Origin of the sequence: [Bacillus] selenitireducens MLS10, assembly GCF_000093085.1 — a bacterium.
GTDB classification, from domain to species: Bacteria; Bacillota; Bacilli; order Bacillales; family Salisediminibacteriaceae; genus Salisediminibacterium; species Salisediminibacterium selenitireducens.
The window spans coordinates 434,494-452,541 of record NC_014219.1 but is presented as its reverse complement, the minus strand read 5'-3'; the positions used below and the strand labels follow the sequence as shown (position 1 = coordinate 452,541).

Below are 18,048 nucleotides of genomic sequence, written 5' to 3'. Positions count from 1 at the left end.
CGATGGATCCTTCCACTAGCTGATGAGCCGGATGCGCTTAATCTCAGTTGTATTGGCCGTACTCACCTCTGTATTACGCCCGTTTTTTGACTGTACGGTATCCCGCAGAAAGAGATAGAGCTTGTCCTGATCGTCACTTGCCACGAGGCGGTTCAGCGGCTTCCCCCGCTCGAGGCCGAAATCAAACAGGCCACTGGCGTAATGGTTGAATTTCAGAACCGTCCCTGCCTCATCGACGAGGACATTGCCTATAGGGCTGTCCATAAAGAGACGTTCAAAGTCTGCTTTCGCTTCTTCGAGTTTCTCGTTTGTCTCTCGAAGCTCATCATTCTGAAAGGTCAGTTCCTCATGGTACACAGACAGCTTCTCCACGAGTTCATTCTTCGTGTGTTCATCAAGGCTTCCTTCATCATAATTATTGAGAGCATCGTGAATAATGCGTTCGATGTGTTTCATATTCCGTCTCCCTTTTGGCTTGACCTGTCTTTTTCCTGCATCTCACGGAGTTCGCTCTCCAAATACTTGTACCGGCTGATATCGATGGCCGTCCCCGCGATTCTTGCGGGCGTGCCATCCTTCTTCCATTCAATCACATCCGCCTTGTCATGAAACCACGCATAAGACTGATCCTTACGTTGAATCCGGTAGATCCGGTCGAGAATCGGATCGTCCCCTTCCTGAAAGGCTTTCATCTTCGAGCGGACCATTGCCCGGTCGTCCGGATGAATAAGCCGCATCCAGACCTGTATATCATTCGGGAATTCTTCCGGCTCGTAACCCATCATGGTCGCAAGTCGTTCTGAATAACGGATATGGCCCGTCGGCACATGAAATTCCCACCATGCCATATCCCCCGTCGCCATGGCGTGGGTCAGGCGGTCATGGGCGAGGCGCACTTTGCGTTCTTCGTCCTTCAGACCGGTGATATTGACAAGGGTAATGATGATCCCCTCTGCGGCATTGTATTCTGTGCGGTAAGGCCGGATACGGATGATATACCAGAGATCGTTTTTCAGCTTCAGCTGTCTCTCCACCGGGGAGAGGGTGTCCTGCACCTCTTCAATGTTTTTGATGAGTTCCGGATAGCCGTCGATAAACGAAATATGTGAAATCGGCCGTCCGATGTCTGAATCGAGGATATTCGTCACCTCTGAAATGACCGGTGTGAGCTTTCGGATCCGAAGCGACTGATCGAGGTAGAGAGCGCCAACCTCCGTATTTCGGATCAGGTTGTTCAGATCATTATTGAGTTTGACAAGCTCATCGATCTTCATCTGGTGCTCGGCATTGACGGTATAGAGTTCTTCATTGACCGACTGCAGCTCCTCATTCGTACTCTGCAGCTCTTCATTACTCGCAATCAGTTCTTCATTCGACGACTGCAGTTCTTCATTGGACGTCTCCAGCTCCTCGATCGTCGCCTGAAGTCCTTCTCTCGCAAGCTGCAGCTCACCTTCTAGCTCCTCTACCCGCTCTCTCGCCTCTTCGGACATGTCAATGTCAACGGTCTTCCCTTTATGAGCGGCGCCTTTCTGTTCCATAAAGCTGATCAGAAAATAATCCTCTCCCCGAACCTGAAAGATCCGGCCCGCGAGCGTCAGCGTGGCGTCCGATTCGGTGAAGTTCGAGACGTTCGTGATCGTGACATCCTGACGTTCATGTTTGAGTCTGCGTAAGATGTTGCTGACAAACAGCGACTGTTCCTTGTTCATGTTCGTATGGTAGCTGTTCGAAAACCGGCCCGGCTGTGTCCGGATGAACCGGGAAACATCGTTGACCACATGGACGATTTCATCCTGCCTGTCAATGATCAGGGATGGCGGGGAGATCGAGGCCATCGCTTCACTTAAGAGCGATTCCATCTTCATACTGCCTCTCATGTCGGTATCCCGCTCCTGCCGGACTTCCCTTGCCTCTGCCCGGTAGCCGGGAAGGAGAGTCCCGGTTTCAATGTCCGGTTTATAGCCGGCTTTATACTGATAAATCTTCCACTTTGCATCGACGGCTGCGAACCCTTCAGAGAGTTCACCGAGGGTCTCACTGCTGCCGAGAAACAGATAGCCGTTCGGCTTAAGCGAATAATAAAAGCTGTTTAATATGGTGCGCTGATGCTCACTCTTTAAATAAATAAACAGATTGCGGCAGACGAGCAGATCCAGTTTCGAAAAGGGCGGGTCCCGAAGAATATTGTGCTTGGCGAAGACAACCATCTTCCGTATTGCCTCCGTCACCTGGTAGCCGCCTTCTTTTTTAATAAAGTAACGGGATACGAGATCCGGATCAATATCCGCGATCAGGCTGTCCGGGTAGTAGCCGGTTCCGGCAAGTTCAAGGGCCCGCTCATCCACATCCGTCGCGAAAAGTTTCACCTGACAGTCGAGATTATGTTGCTGGATATATTCATGGAAAAGCATCGCAAGGGAATAGACTTCTTCTCCTGTCGAACAGGCCGCAGACCAGACACGAATAAGCCCCTTTTTGTAATCGAGTTTCGGGATCACCTTTTCCAACAGTACGTCAAAAGCGTCCTGATCCCGAAAAAAGGCCGTGACGCCGATCAGGAATTCCCGCTGCAGCACATCCCGTTCTTCTCCTGATTCCTTCAAAAACCGGATGTAATCATCGAGATCGTGCAGCCGGTTGATCTTAATCCGCCGGTCGATCCGCCGGATAATGGTCGTGTCTTTGTAACTCGAGAAGTCAATCCCGCCGTGGCTCCGCATGATCTGACCGATCCGTGTCAGCCCGTCGAGTCCGCCCTGGTGATCATTCGTACCGTTCCGGCTCCATTTTTCCTGCAGGGATGGGGATTTGACATAGTTCATCAGCTCTTCCGCCATCTGTTCCGGGTGTAAAATCGCATCGACAAGACCGGTTGCAATGGAGCTTCTAGGCATCCCGTCGAACTTGGCGGAAGCCTCCGACTGCACCATGATCATACCGCCTGATTCCTTGATCGCCCGCACACCGAGGGTGCCGTCACTGCCGGTTCCGGACAGAATAACCCCGATTGCCTGCTTCTCCTGATCGAGTGCGAGGGAACGGAAAAAGATATCAATGGGCAGGTTCAGGTGATTCCGCTCATCCTGCCTGTCGAGTAAGAGCCGCCCATGAAAAATGGAGAGATTGTATCCTGGCGGGATCAGATAGACATGGTCCGGTTCCGTCACCATGCCGTCTTCAGCCACATGAATCTTCATATTCGTATACCGTGCCAGAAGTTCATTCATCAGACTTTTGAAGTCCGGGGATAAATGCTGGACAACGATGAACACAAGTCCCGTGTCATCCGGCATGGGATTAAAAAATGATTCAAGGGCTTCAAGGCCGCCGGCCGAAGCCCCCACCCCAACATAATACATCTCTCTGGTCATTTCGGTTCACCCCGACCTTCCCTGCTTTAAAGTGGCCTTATTATACCATATTTGCACAGCAGTTGTTGAAGAAGTCTGACACATATGGGTGACAATTGTGGCGAAAGAATTGTGATTTTGCTATTCTGTAAAGACTGATCACTGATCGCATTCATCAGGAGAACCTCCTCATCACAGAAAGAAGTGAACCCGATGTACAGAAAACTGTTTGTCCTTGCTTCAAGCGCCCTCATCATCCTGATTCTCGTCCTCTACCACGAGGCCTTCCTCGCATGGGTACAAAACCACGACGGGGACTACGTCGTCGGAACAATGATCATTGCCACCTTCATGAGTCTGTTTCCCGTGATTCCATATCCGCTTGTCGGTGGCGTCATCGGTGCCGCGTTCGGCCCTTTAACCGGGGCCTGGATCATCTGGTTCGGCTCCACCATGGCTTCGGCAATCTTCTTCCTCCTCGTCCGTTACGGCGGGTTTCACGAGATGGGAACGAAGATTCTGCTTAAATACAACGTCACGAAAAAAATCACGCTCCTCTTTGAGCGAAATGCCTTTTTGTCCATTACGATCCTGAGGATGATCCCTGTCATCCCGTCGATTGTCATTAACGCCTATGCAGCGTTAAGCCGGATCCGCTTTCCGGTCTACGCCGTTGCATCAGGTCTCGGGAAAATTCCCGCAATGGCCCTGTTCGCCCTCGTCGGCCACACCATCGTGACAAATCCCATCGATATCCTCTACATGATCCTGATCTACGGAACGTTCCTCTTCTTCGTCTATCTCGGGTACCGATCCTGGACACGGCGCATCGAAGCCGCCAAAGCTTCCTGATACCCAAGTGCACGAAAGGCCCCTCCACACGATGCTGTGGCAAGGGGCCTTTTCCTCTGTATTTCAGTCAAAGAGTTCATCGATCCGCTGATTCGGATATTCCCACGGGGATTGCCAGGCCTGGAAGAAGAACAGGCCCGCTAAAATAGCGAAGATCGCCGCCACGCCCAAAAAGACCTGGATCGTCCGTGTAAAGCTTCGGTCCGCACGCTTTTCCCGCATGCGGTGTATGTACGTCTCCATCACCTCATTGAGTGGGTTGCCGTACCCCGTTGAGACCGCCACGACCTCTGTCCGGTCACTGAAGGCCTCCCGGATATAGGCCTCTTTCTCCTTAACGATGATCTGTGCTTTCCCGAGTGACGGGATCCGGTAGACCGCGTTGTCAAAGCGGTCTGTCTCGACCTCATAGCCATACCCGGCCTCACGTAAGACGCGGACCAGCTCTTCGTACGACTCTCTGTGAGTCCCATTCCGGATCTGAATGACCATGCGTTCATAAGGAATCAGCATCTCGGCAGCGACGAGTACAAGAAGAAAGGCCATGAGACCCTGCACATAGGGATCTTCACGGAAAAACAGGGCCAAAAAAGCCACGATCCCAAGCATCACCACACGAAAGCCAACCTTTGAACCACGAATGTAGACGCCCCGTTTCATTTTCACGTTCGCCGCCTCGACAGCGCTCGTCACGCCCATCAACATGAGTGTCATTGACAGATTCAGCATCACCAAACTCCTCTCATCGTTGCATATTCGGTATTTCATGCGGGGACTGCCAGGCTGCATAGAACATCGCCACACCCGCCAATACTGCGATCACTGCGAGGACGAGATACAAAAGGGCGGTTTTCGTGAATCCCCCCGCTTCCCTCGCTTCACGGCGGTCGATCAGATAGTCGTCAACGGTCTCCCTGAGCGGATTCCCCATTCCCCTGATCCTGACCGTCAGCTCCGTACGTGTCGGATAGACGTCATTTACAAAGGAGTCTTTTTCTTTCACCACCATTTTCGTCTTCGGATACGCCGGAAACAGCAGCACCAGGTGACGGTCTTCATTCAAGCTCCGCTCATAGCAAATCCGCCGCTCTTCCAATAAGGCTTCAAGGGCTGTCAGATCGTCTTCCGGGCGGGCGTTCCGAAGAAGAAACGTCCCGTTACGCCAGGGAAGAAGCCATTCACCCGCAATTGCAAACAGCATAATCACAATCAGGATTTGCACAAAAAGCGGCGCACCGAGTGTCCAGACAGCGACAACAGTGGTCATAAGGGCAATGATCAGCCGGGCCATACGTCCGTGCTTTTCATAGACGCCGCGTTGCATATTGATCTTCAGCGCCTCTGCCAGGCTGTACACCCCTGAACCAAACAGGATTAACGCCAGATTCAACACCGTTCACACGCTCCTTTCCCACAGTTTTTATTTGTTTACAAAGTCCTTTTATTCTGTCAATCAGTCATCAAGGATCCTACAAACAACAAAAGAAAGCTGCACCGTTTCCAAAGAACGGTACAGCTGTGCTACGTCTTCTATCGGGTTAACGTTTCAAGAAATCGTGTAAAGGCAGCCTGCCCCTCATCATCACGCTTAAAGACACCGCTGTGATGAAGAATCTCATGAAAGACCTGCCCCACTTCTTCCTGCAAAATGCGGGTGCCTTGATCTCCGGCAACATCACCATACCTGCTTAAGATAGCCATAGCCCAGTCATGATGCTTTTGAATCGCTTCATCTGACTGAATGGCTCCAGAAGGGTCCTCCGCCGCCAAGGCTTCCTGCAGGGCCTTCAGTTCGCTGTCGAGACGGCCCGGCAATACGGCCAGACCCATGACCTCAATCAGCCCGATGTTCTCTTTTTTGATATGATGCACGTCTTCATGGGGGTGATAGATCCCTGACGGATGTTCAGAACTTGTCTGATTGTCCCGCAATACGAGATCGAGTTCAAACTGCCCGTCACGCTTTCTTGCGATCGGCGTGATCGTATGATGCGGTGTATCACCGGTGAAGGCCCTGACGTCCACGGACTCGTCGGTGTAGTGCCTCCACCCTTGAAGGATGTGTTCACTGGCCATAATCACCGCAGCCTTTGACTCGCCCTTGACCCGGACGACGCTCATCGGCCACTTGACACGGCCGACGGTGACATCGGCAAACCGCTCAAGGGAACGCTCCTCTTCCATCTCTGCGCGGGCCATCGGAAATTCATACTTCCCGGCCTGATAATGATCATGGCTCAAAATCGAACCGCCGACGATTGGCAAGTCCGCATTGGACCCGATAAAGTAATGCGGATACTGTTCCACAAAATCGAGCAGGCGCTCAAAGGTTTTCCGTCTGATGGACATCGGCTCGTGGGCCGATGACAGCACAATGGCGTGCTCGTGGTAATAGACGTACGGCGAGAACTGAACAAACCACGGGTCACCGGCAAGGGTTACCGGAATAACGCGCAAGTTCTGGCGGGCCGGATGATTAACCCGGCCGCTGTAGCCCTCGTTTTCTTTGCAGAGAAGGCACAGGGGATAGTTCGCTTCCCCGGCTTCCTTCGCCTTGGCAATCTCTTTCGGGTCCTTCTCCGGCTTGGAGAGGTTAATGGTAATATCCAAGGCGCCATAGTCCGTCTCCGTTTGCCAGGAGCGGTTCTTCGCGATCCGCTCACGGCGGATGTAATGAACATCCTGGCTGAATTCGTAGAACCAGGCCGTCGCCGCTTCGATCCCCTGCTCACGTTCGATATCCCGGAACGTCCGGATCACATGGGCCGGCCGATCCGTCAGAATCCCCATCAGCTCCGTATCAAAGAGGTCCCGCATCGTCACCGTATCGTCTTCAATCAGCCCCCGCTTTAACGCATCATCCGTCAGCTCATCGAGGATGGTGTAAAGCGGACGAATCTCTTCGCTTCGCTGAAAGGCATCCGTCTCTCCTTCTGTGAGGCCCATGGCGTCAAGGAGGCGGTTCTTCACATAGACCGTGTCTGCTTCTTCAATCAGCTCCCGCTCCAAAGCGTAGCTGATCAGTTCGTTCAACGTCTGTTCCATCACGCTTCGCTCCCTTCCCCGTAACCGTCAGGATGGCGCTGGTGCCAGTCCCAGGCGGTAGCAATAATCGTCGCCAAATCCGCCCGTTCCGGCGCCCAGCCGAGGACCTGTTTCGCTTTACCCGAAGACGCGATCAGCTGCGCCGGATCACCGGCACGGCGCGGTGCGAGTTCCCGCGGAATTGTTTTGCCCGTGACGGTCTCGACGGTATCGATGACTTCCTGAACGCTGAAGCCGCTGCCGTTGCCGAGGTTAAAGACGTCTGAGGTGCCGCCTTTACGCAAATAACGGAGCGCCAGTATATGTGCCTGGATGAGGTCCGTCACATGGATATAGTCGCGGATGCACGTCCCGTCCGGCGTGTCATAATCATCACCGAAGACCATGATTTTCTCCCGCTGCCCGAGCGCCACCTGCAAAATGATCGGAATCAGATGGGTTTCCGGCCGGTGATCTTCCCCGATGTCCTTCTCCGGATGCGCGCCGGCAACGTTGAAATACCGGAGGACGACGTAACGGATCTCATGGGCTTCATCCGCCCACTTCATCATCCGCTCAATGGCAAGCTTCGTTTCCCCGTAAGGATTGGTCGGGTTGGTCGCCATCTCTTCCGTGATCGGCACTTCATCCGGCTCGCCGTAAGTTGCTGCCGTGGACGAAAAGACGATCCGCTTCACACCGTGTTTCTTCATCTTCTTTAAGAGGCAGAGTGCCCCGTAAACATTGTTGTCATAATAGGCAAGGGGCTCATTCATACTGACGCCGACCAGCGAATCCGCTGCAAAATGCATGACAGATTCGATATTGTGTGAGTTGAACACCCGCTCCAGGGCCTCCTCATCCCGAAGATCCGCCTGATAAAATACCGCGCCATCATCGACCGCTCCCCGGTGACCCGTCTGGAGATTATCCACCACCACAACCTGTTCACCTGAAGCGAGAAGATCGGCCACGGCATGACTGCCAATGTAACCCGCTCCTCCGCAAACCAGTACTGCCATTGTTTCATCATCCTTTCCTGAATCGTTGTTACGTCAGTTCCTTCGCACCGTCTCCGGTTGTCACCACGTAAAATTTCGGTTCAATGCCTGTCTGATCGGTATAGCGCTGACTGATCCGTTTGACGGTTTCATCGAGACCGTCCTCTTTGACGATGTTCACCGTACAGCCCCCAAATCCGGCCCCGGTCATCCTTGCTCCGATCACCGTCTCTTCTTGCCAGGCTGCTTCCACCATGGCATCGAGCTCCTTGCCGGTCACTTCATAATCATCCCGGAGTGAGACATGCGAGTCGTTCATCAGCTGGCCGAAGGCAGGCAGGTCCCCATCCTCAAGGGCACGAAACGCCTTTTTCGTCCGTTCATTCTCCGTTACCGCGTGCCTCGCCCGCTTCAGACGATCCGCCCCTTTAATCAGGTGACTCGCTTCGTTAAAGGCCGCCTCATCGAGTTCACAAAGATGGCTCACGACCTCTTTTTCCTGCAGCTCAGAGAGGGCTGTTTCACATTCCTGCCGGCGCTCATTGTACTTCGAATCGGCCAATCCTCGCCGCTTATTCGTATTGGCAATGAGGATCTTGTATCCGTCCAACTTCAGACGTGCGTACTCATAGTCCAATGTATCACAATCGAGGAGCACCGCATGTTCTTTTTTGCCGAAGCCGATGGCGAACTGGTCCATGATGCCGCAGTTGACGCCGATGTACTCGTTCTCGGCACGCTGACAGAGCTTGACCATCGTCACCCGGTCCATCGAGAAGCCGTTTACCGCATCCCACATCACCGCAAACGCCAGTTCAATGGACGCAGAAGACGACAGACCCGCACCGTTCGGGATATTGCCGAATACGTAAACGTCAAAGCCCTTGTCTCCGGTCATGCCTTCTTCCATAAACATGTAAAGGACACCCTTCGCATAGCTGACCCAATCATCAGCCTGACTGTATGCCAGATCATCGAGATCCCCTTCCACAATCCCCATTTGCGGGAAATTCTCCGAATAAAAACGCAGCTTCCGGTCACTCCGCTTCCTCACGGCGAGATACGTCCCCACATCAAGGGCCGTCGGAAACACATAGCCGCCGTTATAGTCAATATGCTCACCGATGAGGTTTACCCTCCCCGGTGCAAAGAAATAGCGCAGCTCTCCGCTTTCATGAAAGATTTTATCAAATTCCTGTTTCAGGTGATCAATCATCGTCGCGTCCTCCTTTAATTCTGATGCTTCGATTTTATCACGGAGTTAATTTTTTATCAATATTTACTTAAAAATTTATCTCTGATACTCAGACAACGAACCGGGTACACACCCTTCTTCCCGTGACATATGCCACGTTCGTATTTCTGAAAAGGACAGGAAATGCCCCTTGCCCGCCGTTAAAATTTTTAGTAATATTTAAGTTAAGTCATTCACTATGAATCTGCATCTATGAAGGAGGATTCGCCCATGATTCACGTAAACGAACCGGCACTTGAATTCCATTTGCAAAACAGCGAGGTCAGCTACCTCTTCTCCGTCATGAAAAACCGCCAGCTTGCCCACCTGTATTTTGGGAAGCGCATTCATCACGAAGCGGATTTCAGCCATCTGTTCCGCACCCAGGCACGGGCAGGCATGGCCTGCGTCTATGAAGGGGACCTGACCTTTTCCCTCGATGTCATCCGCCAGGAGTACCCATCCTACGGGACATCGGATTTCCGGGAACCCGCTTTCCTCCTTGAAGAACCGAAAGGAAGCCGGATCACGGATTTCGTCTTCGATTCCTGGGAACGGCTTCCCGGCAAACCGGCCATTCAAGGACTCCCGCACGTCTATGCCGATCACGACAGTGAAGCCGAAACCCTGGTCATTACGCTGAAAGATCCGGTCCTGAACGCAAGGCTCCGACTGTTTTGGACCATCTATGCCGACCGGCCCGTCATCACCCGTCACGCGGAGTTCATCAACGACAGCAAGGACACATATCGCCTGCATCGGGCGATGAGCATGAACCTCGACCTCTTCGACAGTGACTATGAAATGGTGCAGCTCTCAGGTTCCTGGGCAAGGGAGCGCCATCAGCACACCATGCCCCTGAGACCAGGCGTCCAGAGCATCTCAAGCACCCGGGGAACGAGCAGCGCCCAGCAAAATCCGTTCCTTGCCTTAAAGCGCCCGGACACAAACGAGCACCATGGCGACGTGTACGGGTTTAACCTCGTCTACAGCGGCAACTTCCTCGCCCGGGCGGAAGTGGATCAGTTTGACGTGACCCGCGTATCCATGGGGATCAATCCCTTCGACTTCTCCTGGAAACTTGAAGGCGGGGAAACCTTCACGACACCGGAAGCCGTGCTCGTGCACGTAACAGACGGATTAAACGGCATGAGCCGCGCGTTTCATGCCCTTTACCGGGAGCGCCTCGCAAGGGGAACATGGCGCGACCGCGACCGCCCTGTCCTCATCAACAATTGGGAAGCGACCTACTTCGATTTCGATGAGGAGAAACTCCTGACGATTGCGAAGAGTGCGAAAGAGCTTGGCGTAGAGCTCTTTGTCCTCGACGACGGCTGGTTCGGCAAACGAAACGATGACACCACCTCTCTCGGCGACTGGCACGCCAACACCGCCAAACTCCCTGAAGGCGTCAAAGGCATAGCGGAAAAAATCAACGCACTCGGCCTTTCCTTTGGGCTCTGGTTTGAACCGGAGATGGTCAATAAAGACAGCGATCTGTACCGGAATCATCCGGATTGGGTCATCCACGTCCCCGGCAGGGCCATGTCACACGGACGAAATCAGTTCGTATTAGACTGTTCCCGCCAGGACGTCGTCGACTACCTCTTCCGGCGGATGGCTGCCGTTCTCGACAGCGCACCCGTGGACTACGTCAAATGGGACATGAACCGCTACATGACGGAGATCGGTTCTGCAAAGCTTCCGGCCGACCGCCAGCAGGAGCTCCCTCACCGGTATATTCTCGGGGTCTATGAACTCTATGAACGACTGACGTCAGCGTTCCCGCACATCCTGTTTGAATCGTGCGCAAGCGGCGGGGCACGGTTTGACCCCGGCATGCTCTATTATGCGCCCCAGGCGTGGACGAGTGACAACACCGACGCCGTGGAGCGCCTTAAAATTCAGTACGGCACCTCCCTGGCCTATCCGCTCAGCTCCATGGGCGCACACGTCTCTGCCGTGCCGAATCATCAGGTTCACCGGCACACGAGCCTCGAGATGCGGGGAGACGTTTCGCTCTTCGGGATGTTCGGCTACGAACTCGACCTGAGCCTCTTTACCGATAAGGAGAAAGCGGCCATCAAAGAGCAGATCAGCCGCTACAAACAGCACCGCGCACTGATTCGTACCGGCACTTTCTACAGACTGAAGAGCCCCTTTGGACCGGACGGCAACGAAACCGCCTGGATGGTCGTCTCCGCCGATCAGACCGAGGCGCTCGTCGGCTGGTACCGGGAGCTCGCCCGTCCTCACCCGGGCTTCAAACGCCTGCATCTCCAGGGGCTGAACGAGGACGTCGCCTACCGGATCAATGACCGGGTCATTCACGGCAGCCAGCTCATGCACGCCGGGCTGATGCTTCCGGACGAAGCAAGCGGCTCCGTTCCGCCGACAACGGAGAAAACAGGGGATTTCGTCTCCTACGTCTTCCACCTCTCAGCTGAATAGCGCATAAAAATAAGACTTGAGAGGCTCTGCTCTCAAGTCTTATTTCTTGATGACTGCGTTCGTTCCTTCAGGCTTTCCCTGCGGATAAACTCCGTCGGCAAGACCACCTTCTTCGGAATCTCCCGCTTCGTGCGGATCCTCTCAATCGCAAGGTCCACTGCCGTCTCGCCCATGAACTCCGTATACACCTTCACGGTCGATAAAGAAGGCTGAAGATAGCTCGATGCGGAGATGTCGTTAAAGCCGACCACCGACAGATCCTCAGGGATCCGTACCCCGGCTTCAAAGGCAGCCCGGTAGGCCCCAATCGCCATGGAGTCGCTGGCAATGAAAAAGGCCGTCGGCCGATTTTGTGCCTGAAGCGCCTCCGTCATGAGCCTGTACCCTTCCGACGTATTGAAATCACCGGTGTAAATCAGTGCTTCATCCAACAGGCCTCTGCGGTCGAGATAGTAGCGAAAGGCATGTTCCCGCTCGTCACGGACGATTTCATCCGGCGGGAAATGACGGTGTCCACCGATAAAGCCGATGGAGCGGTGCCCAAGCCCCGTCAGTTCCGCAAGCACGACTTCCATCGCCTCCGCAAAATCGATGACTACGGCGTCATATTGACGCGAGTCTGCCGGGTAGTCGACGAATGTCAGCGACCCGGTCACCTCTCTCAGTCTCGCAATCTCCCCTTCGCTGACGCGCCCGACCACGATCAGACCGTCTACGTCTGACGGGATTTGCAGTGCCGCATTGTCATTTTCCCGGTAGATTTTTTCGAGGGTCACACCCATTCTCGCGCACTTATTCTCGACACCAAGACGGATCGACAGGAAATACGGATCACTCAGTTCCTGTTCTTCCGTCCGGTAATAGACAAGCCCCATCGTGAGACGCGACGGATCCTGCGCTTCCTTCTCACTCCGTTTGTCCCGGAGGGTTTTATACCCGAGCGACTGTGCCACCTGAAAAATTTTCTCTTTTGTCGCATCCGTCACGGCGAGTGACGCGTCCTGATTCAGAACCCGCGACACCGTCGCGATGGAATAGCCGGATTTCTCTGCGATATCTTTCATCGTTGCCATCGATCGTTTCCCCTTTGGTTAATACGCCGTTAAAATTTAGTAAACATCTACTTGTACTATACCACAGTTTTCATCTTCCTTCGACCTCTGGATCATTCACGTCAAAATAATCCCCCTGTCCATATTGGACAAGGGGATTGCGGTTGTCAGATCAACGTAAGATCGAATGAAGCTTCAAATGTCCGGTCAGTGAACAACGTGTATTCATCATGGGTTTTCTGTCCCCAGCTGTCGTCACCGCCAACACCCATCTGAGCGGCATTGAGCCTAAGGACGGTGTGACGCGGTTGTGGCAAGCGGTCCTGGTGCGTCGCAAGTTCGAGTTCCTCCGGTGAATACGGCAAGGCATTCGCCTCAAGGTCCCCGCTGCCGGTGATGCGGATACCGCTTCCGTCAGGATTTGTGAGGGTGAGCCAGCGCACCCCGGTCATGTTTCCGCATTCCTGCGGCTTCAAATATGGGGTCAGCCGCTCGTTGACCGTCGATTCATGAATCCCGATCCGCGCCGAGCGGAACCGGTCCTGGTACGTTTCATGAGGACCGCGCCCGTACCATTGGAGCTCAGTGAGTGAAGGAGCCAGCTGCATCATGAGACCCACTTCCGGAATCTCCGGCATCGCATTGTCCGGCGTAAAGCGGAAGGACACCGCCGCTTTCCCTGAACCGTTCAGCGTATACATCACGCGCATCGAAGAGGAACCGGCGTCCGGGAACGCATAATCCACCGTCACATGCACACTCTCTCCGCTTTCTTCAACACCGAATGCGTTCAGCCGGCGATTCTTTCCGGCTTTTCGCCATACGGCACTCCGCTTTGGAAGACCGCTCCCCCGGTCATTGTCCGTCATCGCCCGGTGGAAGTTCGGCGCGACCGGTGCCGTGAGGTGCTGTTTACCGTCCTTTGTCACTTCCGTCAAATCACCCGTGTCACGGGCGAACGTATACGTCACGCCGCCCGCAGCAACGCTCAGCCATTCACCATCATCGTGGCTGACGTTCGCCTGTCCGCGCGGAGTTTCAGATCGCGGCGCACCGTTATCATTCAGAATAAACTGTTCAAATGTCATTTCATGGCCCGCTTCCGCCCACAGGGTATCTTCCCCGAGTACGAGTCGGACCTCCAAAATCCGTTCTCCCTCTGTTTCCGGCAGATCAACGGCATAGGAATGGGTTGAACCCGGGGCACCCTTGAGGGAAAGGGTGCCTTCCCGAACCGTCTTGCCATCACTCAATAATTCCCATTGGCACCGGAAACCATCGAGATCAAGAAACGCATAATCATTTGTCACATGTATATGATTGCCCTCAAAACGAATACGGGCGGGTTCATATCCTTTTTTCGCCTCCAGCAGCTTCGGTGTGGCGGTTCCGTCGGCAAAAATCAGACCGTTTCCGGAAAAATTCCCATCCGTCGGTGTATCACCGAAATCACCGCCGTAAGCGAGGAACGCCGTGCCGTCAGGTCTCGTTGACCAGAGTGCCTGATCGCGCCAGTCCCAGATGAAGCCTCCCTGTAAGATCGGGTACTTCAAAAATAAATCGGTGTATTTATGGAAATTCCCCAAAGAATTCCCCATGGCGTGGCTGTATTCACACAGAATGTAGGGCTTTGCATCGGGATTGCCTTCGGCTTCCTTCGCATAGTCCTCCACCTTATGAGGCGGAATATACATCGTACTCTCCATATCCGATGCGTCATATTCCCGGTAATGGAAGATCCCCTCATAGTGAACAAGCCTCGTCTCATCTTTCTCTTTGAAATAATCGTACATCTCCTTCAGATTGGAGCCGCCGAAGGACTCATTGCCGAGAGACCAGATGATCACAGACGTCGCATTCTTGTCCCGTTCATAAAGCGATCGGCAGCGGTCAAGCACATTCTCCGTCCACTCCGGGCGGTTCCCCGGAATCGTCTCTCCGATCCCTTCCTGGCCATAGACCCACGTGCCATGCGTCTCCATATTCACCTCATCGATGACGTAGAGACCATAGATATCACACAGTTCGTAAAAGGCCGGATGATTCGGATAGTGCGACGTCCGGACGGCGTTGATGTTGTGCTGCTTCATGAGAATAAGATCCGCTTCCATCTCTTCACGCGTAATCCCCGCACGCCCTTTATCCGGCATGAACTCGTGACGGTTCACCCCTCTGAACAACAGTGGCGCACCGTTCAGCGTCATCAGGCCGTCTTTCAGACCAAATTCCTGAAATCCCGTCTTCTGATGGACGTACAAAATCGCTTCGCCCGCTTCATCCTGGAGCGTCAGGACCACGATATAAAGATTTGGCGTTTCCGCGGACCAGCGCAGTACATCCGGTACTGTGATCTGAAGGGTCATCCGGTCTCCTGAACCGGTTACGGCGCCTTCTGCGACCGGTTTCTGATCCGGATACGTGTAGACATCCGCCTTCACCGTCAGCTCCCGGACCTCTTTTGTCTTGAACCGTCGAATCAAAACGTCGAGATCAAGAAGTCCGTCCGTCCCGTGAAACGACGTCTTCACCGTGTAATCCCGGATCTGTTCCGCAGGTGTCTCATACAGCCAGACATCCCGGAAGATCCCGCTGAAGCGCCAGAAATCCTGATCCTCAAGCCAGCTGCTGTCACACCAGTGGTACACTTCGACAGCTACGGTATTCTCCCCGGCATGAACGAGATCCGATATCTCAAACTCCGACGGCGTAAAGCTGTCTTCACTGTAGCCCGCAAAGGTCCCGTTGATCCAGAGATAAAAGGCAGCTTCCACGCCTTCAAACCGGAGGTAAACCGGCCGGTCACCAGGTTCACCCGTCATCGTGAACGTCCGCATATACTGCCCCACCGGATTGTAATTCACCGGGGCAAAAGGCGGCTTGATGTCTTCACGTTCTTCCCACGGATAGCGAGTGTTCGTATAGTGCGGGTAATCAAACCCCTGAAGCTGAAGATGACCAGGGACCTGAACGGTTGTGAATCGCTCATCGCCCGCATCCCATGTATAGAAGTCCTCCACGCGCTCTTTTGGGGTATCCGCATACAGAAACGACCACGTGCCGTTCAGCGATCTGCGCCATGCCACCTGATCCGGATCACCGGCGACGGCCTTCTCCTTCGTATCATACAGCCGCGGATCTGCGTGAGGCGCCTCACGGTTAATCTGAAACAGCTCCGGATTGTTGTTCCACTCCGGATACCCGTTCTCCGGCGGATGATACGTGCGTCGTGCTGTCTGTTCATGCATTGCCATATCCCGTTCCTCCATTCGTTCCAACATAGACTATTCCTTAACTGAACCACCCAGAATCCCCGAAATGAACTGCTTTTGCAGCAAGAGGAAGAAGATCATAATCGGCAGGGTGGACAACGTTGTACCGAGCATGATTTGTCCGTAGTCAATTCGCGACATCCCGACAAGACCCGAAAGTGCGACAGGCAAGGTGTGCATGGAGCTGTCGCCCAGTGCCACGAGCGGCCAGAGAAAGTTGTTCCACTGGAACATAAACAGGAAAATCGCCACAGCCGCAAGGGCCGGTCTCATCGTCGGCAAAATGACCCTGAAGAAGATCTTAAATTCACCAGCCCCGTCAACCCTTGCCGCTTCGATTAATGCATCAGGTACTGAACGCATGTTTTGCCGCATCAGAAAAATCGCAAACGGATAAGCCAGGTGAGGCAGGATAACCGCCCGGTATGTGTTAAGCCAGCCGAGATCCGCCATCAGCTGAAAGAGCGGAATCAGTGTCACGTGATACGGAATCATAATCGCCAAAAGCAGCATAAAGAAGATCGGGTCGCGCCCTTTAAACTTATACTTCGCAAAGGCATACCCAGCCGACGCCGAGATCATGACGCTGAAAAACGTGAACGTCAAAGCGATGATCAGCGAGTTCATCATGACCCTGATAATCCCGACACCTTCATTCAGATTACGAAAATTCTCCATGAAATGATCGCCCGGCAACAGATTCGGGGGTACGCTAAAGATCGCTCCGGACGGATTCGTCGCCCCGATGAACATCCAATAGAACGGAAACGTCGAGAGAATCACTCCGATCATCAACGCCGTATAGAGCCCGATTTTTTTGAGGATGGTGATCAGCCGTTTCTTCATTCGTCATCACCTGCGACTTTCATTTGAAGATAGGACAGCGCCGCAATGATAATGACCAGAACGTAGGCAATCGCCGACGCATAGTTAAAATCAAAATAGCGGAAACCGTTTAAATACAGATACAAAGAGATCGTGAGTGTCGCGTTGTTCGGTCCGCCGTTCGTCAAAATGAACGGCTCATCAAACAGCTGAAGCGTGCCGATCGTGGAAAGCACTGCCGTAAAAAGAAAGATCGGCTTCAACTGCGGGAGCGTGATGCTGAAGAACTGCCGGATCTTCCCCGCCCCGTCAATGCTTGCCGCTTCGTACAGATCGCTGGAGATATTCTGCAGGCCGGCAAGGAAAATCACCATATTATATCCCGTCCAGCGCCAGGTAATCGCGACGATCAGCGCTACTTTTGCCCAGAACGGATCGTTCAGCCAGGGTACATTGTCAATGCCGATGAGCCCGAGCACGTAGTTCACAAGCCCGTAGTTCTGATCGAGCAGGATCATAAACACAATGGCATACGCAACGAGCGCCGTAATCGCCGGCATAAAGAAGGCGATTCTGAAGAATGCTCTCATTTTAAGCAGCGCCGAGTTCATCAGAACAGCCAGTACCACCGCGATCGAGAGCATGATTGGCACCTGAATGATCAAAATCGTGAAGGTATTGCCTAGCGCCGTGAAAAAGAGCGGATCGTTAAACAACCTCCGGTAGTTATCCAAACCGGCAAACGAGGTAACGCCCGCGGATGAAGTCTGGAAACTGAGAATCAGGGACTGAATAACCGGATATAACGTAAATGCGAGAAACAACAGAACAGCCGGGGCAATAAAGAAGTAAGGCGCTGTTTTCGGTGTCACAATCTTTCGTTTACTCCCCACTGGTGTTCCGTCTTGTAATTTCGCCATGGGTCTGTCTCCTTCCGTTTGGATCTGAACGTATAACTTAATTAATTATTTTAAATAAGTAGTGACA

Annotated in this window: 13 protein-coding genes; 2 read left to right on the top strand and 11 right to left on the bottom strand. The window is 53.4% G+C overall.

What is annotated here, in order from left to right; genetic code table 11:
• Nucleotides 1-15 precede the first annotated feature (15 nt).
• Complete coding sequence (locus BSEL_RS02265) at nt 16-456, bottom strand: PAS domain-containing protein (protein ID WP_041581681.1); 441 nt, start codon at nt 454-456, stop codon at nt 16-18.
• Nucleotides 453-3,374, bottom strand: coding sequence for a chemotaxis protein CheB (locus BSEL_RS02260; protein WP_013171393.1), 2,922 nt, complete (start codon nt 3,372-3,374; stop codon nt 453-455). The genes BSEL_RS02265 and BSEL_RS02260 overlap by 4 nt, the downstream gene beginning before the upstream one ends.
• Before the next feature lie 192 nt (nt 3,375-3,566).
• On the opposite strand from BSEL_RS02260, the gene BSEL_RS02255 reads away from it, so the two are divergent.
• Nucleotides 3,567-4,205, top strand: a complete 639-nt coding sequence (locus BSEL_RS02255; RefSeq protein ID WP_013171392.1) for a TVP38/TMEM64 family protein — start codon at nt 3,567-3,569, stop codon at nt 4,203-4,205.
• A 63-nt stretch (nt 4,206-4,268) separates the two neighbouring features.
• Here BSEL_RS02255 and BSEL_RS02250 read toward each other — a convergent pair whose 3' ends face one another.
• The 5 genes from BSEL_RS02250 to BSEL_RS02230 all read right to left on the bottom strand — a co-directional run bounded on the left by BSEL_RS02250 (nt 4,269) and on the right by BSEL_RS02230 (nt 9,446).
• Nucleotides 4,269-4,934, bottom strand: a complete 666-nt coding sequence (locus tag BSEL_RS02250) for a hypothetical protein (protein WP_013171391.1) — start codon at nt 4,932-4,934, stop codon at nt 4,269-4,271.
• A gap of 13 nt (nt 4,935-4,947) precedes the next feature.
• A complete protein-coding gene (locus tag BSEL_RS02245) occupies nt 4,948-5,598 on the bottom strand; it encodes a hypothetical protein (RefSeq protein WP_013171390.1) in 651 nt (216 codons plus the stop codon).
• Between the two features lie 137 nt (nt 5,599-5,735).
• Entirely contained in the window at nt 5,736-7,250 is a 1,515-nt protein-coding gene (galT, locus tag BSEL_RS02240; RefSeq protein WP_013171389.1) for a UDP-glucose--hexose-1-phosphate uridylyltransferase, read from the bottom strand.
• Nucleotides 7,250-8,251, bottom strand: a complete 1,002-nt coding sequence (gene galE / locus BSEL_RS02235) for a UDP-glucose 4-epimerase GalE (protein WP_013171388.1) — start codon at nt 8,249-8,251, stop codon at nt 7,250-7,252. The genes galT and galE overlap by 1 nt, the downstream gene beginning before the upstream one ends.
• A 28-nt stretch (nt 8,252-8,279) precedes the next feature.
• Complete coding sequence (locus BSEL_RS02230; protein WP_013171387.1) at nt 8,280-9,446, bottom strand: galactokinase; 1,167 nt, start codon at nt 9,444-9,446, stop codon at nt 8,280-8,282.
• A 249-nt stretch (nt 9,447-9,695) separates the two neighbouring features.
• Between BSEL_RS02230 and BSEL_RS02225 the strand changes: the two genes are divergently transcribed.
• Nucleotides 9,696-11,915 (top strand): alpha-galactosidase, encoded by a 2,220-nt coding sequence (locus tag BSEL_RS02225; RefSeq protein ID WP_013171386.1) that lies wholly within the window; start codon nt 9,696-9,698, stop codon nt 11,913-11,915.
• 32 nt (nt 11,916-11,947) lie between these two features.
• Here the strand turns inward: BSEL_RS02225 and BSEL_RS02220 are convergent, their stop codons facing one another.
• From BSEL_RS02220 to BSEL_RS02205, 4 genes are all read right to left on the bottom strand, one after another.
• A complete protein-coding gene (locus BSEL_RS02220) occupies nt 11,948-12,988 on the bottom strand; it encodes a LacI family DNA-binding transcriptional regulator (protein WP_013171385.1) in 1,041 nt (346 codons plus the stop codon).
• 146 nt (nt 12,989-13,134) lie between these two features.
• Nucleotides 13,135-16,218: a glycoside hydrolase family 2 TIM barrel-domain containing protein gene (locus BSEL_RS02215; RefSeq protein ID WP_013171384.1), complete on the bottom strand. Its 3,084-nt coding sequence runs from the start codon at nt 16,216-16,218 to the stop codon at nt 13,135-13,137.
• Nucleotides 16,219-16,248: 30 nt separating this feature from the next.
• On the bottom strand, nt 16,249-17,082 hold the full coding sequence (locus BSEL_RS02210; RefSeq protein WP_013171383.1) for a carbohydrate ABC transporter permease: 834 nt from the start codon (nt 17,080-17,082) through the stop codon (nt 16,249-16,251).
• Nucleotides 17,079-17,981: a carbohydrate ABC transporter permease gene (locus BSEL_RS02205; RefSeq protein ID WP_013171382.1), complete on the bottom strand. Its 903-nt coding sequence runs from the start codon at nt 17,979-17,981 to the stop codon at nt 17,079-17,081. Before BSEL_RS02205 ends, BSEL_RS02210 begins: the two co-directional genes overlap by 4 nt.
• Nucleotides 17,982-18,048: the final 67 nt, after the last annotated feature.

Bases quoted from the DNA above. Each gene is read 5' to 3' on its own strand.
- BSEL_RS02265 (WP_041581681.1), bottom strand. From the start codon at position 456: ATGAAACACATCGAACGCATTATTCACGATGCTCTCAATAATTATGAT.
- BSEL_RS02260 (WP_013171393.1), bottom strand. From the start codon at position 3,374: ATGACCAGAGAGATGTATTATGTTGGGGTGGGGGCTTCGGCCGGCGGC.
- BSEL_RS02255 (WP_013171392.1), top strand. From the start codon at position 3,567: ATGTACAGAAAACTGTTTGTCCTTGCTTCAAGCGCCCTCATCATCCTG.
- BSEL_RS02250 (WP_013171391.1), bottom strand. From the start codon at position 4,934: ATGCTGAATCTGTCAATGACACTCATGTTGATGGGCGTGACGAGCGCT.
- galT (WP_013171389.1), bottom strand. From the start codon at position 7,250: ATGGAACAGACGTTGAACGAACTGATCAGCTACGCTTTGGAGCGGGAG.
- galE (WP_013171388.1), bottom strand. From the start codon at position 8,251: ATGGCAGTACTGGTTTGCGGAGGAGCGGGTTACATTGGCAGTCATGCC.
- BSEL_RS02230 (WP_013171387.1), bottom strand. From the start codon at position 9,446: ATGATTGATCACCTGAAACAGGAATTTGATAAAATCTTTCATGAAAGC.
- BSEL_RS02225 (WP_013171386.1), top strand. From the start codon at position 9,696: ATGATTCACGTAAACGAACCGGCACTTGAATTCCATTTGCAAAACAGC.
- BSEL_RS02220 (WP_013171385.1), bottom strand. From the start codon at position 12,988: ATGGCAACGATGAAAGATATCGCAGAGAAATCCGGCTATTCCATCGCG.
- BSEL_RS02215 (WP_013171384.1), bottom strand. From the start codon at position 16,218: ATGGCAATGCATGAACAGACAGCACGACGCACGTATCATCCGCCGGAG.
- BSEL_RS02210 (WP_013171383.1), bottom strand. From the start codon at position 17,082: ATGAAGAAACGGCTGATCACCATCCTCAAAAAAATCGGGCTCTATACG.
- BSEL_RS02205 (WP_013171382.1), bottom strand. From the start codon at position 17,981: ATGGCGAAATTACAAGACGGAACACCAGTGGGGAGTAAACGAAAGATT.